Genomic DNA, 244 nt, shown 5'->3' with positions numbered 1-244 from the left:
TCGGCCCAGCGCAATGTGCGCAAAAACGGCCTGCAAGAGCGGGTCACCGTGCGCCTGGCCGATGGGCTGGCAGCGGTCGAGCCGCAAGACCGTATCTCGGTGGTGAGCATATGCGGTATGGGCGGCGACACCATGTGCGAGATACTCGAGGCCGGCAAGCTGCGCCTTGGCGGCGTCACGCGCCTGGTACTGCAACCCAATGGCGGTGAGCGCGAACTGCGCCAGTGGCTGGCGGGCAATGGTT

Annotated in this window: 1 protein-coding gene; it reads left to right on the top strand. The window is 66.4% G+C overall.

The annotated features are described in order from the left end of the window. Positions 1-244: tRNA (adenine(22)-N(1))-methyltransferase TrmK (locus tag SB719_RS22080; RefSeq protein ID WP_412160020.1), on the top strand; the 244-nt coding region annotated here is incomplete at both ends.

Origin of the sequence: Pantoea sp. SIMBA_079 (assembly GCF_046940275.1) — a bacterium.
GTDB lineage: Bacteria > Pseudomonadota > Gammaproteobacteria > Enterobacterales > Enterobacteriaceae > Pantoea > Pantoea borealis.
The sequence above is the reverse complement of the archived record's forward strand: the minus strand, read 5'-3'. Positions and strand labels throughout refer to the sequence as shown.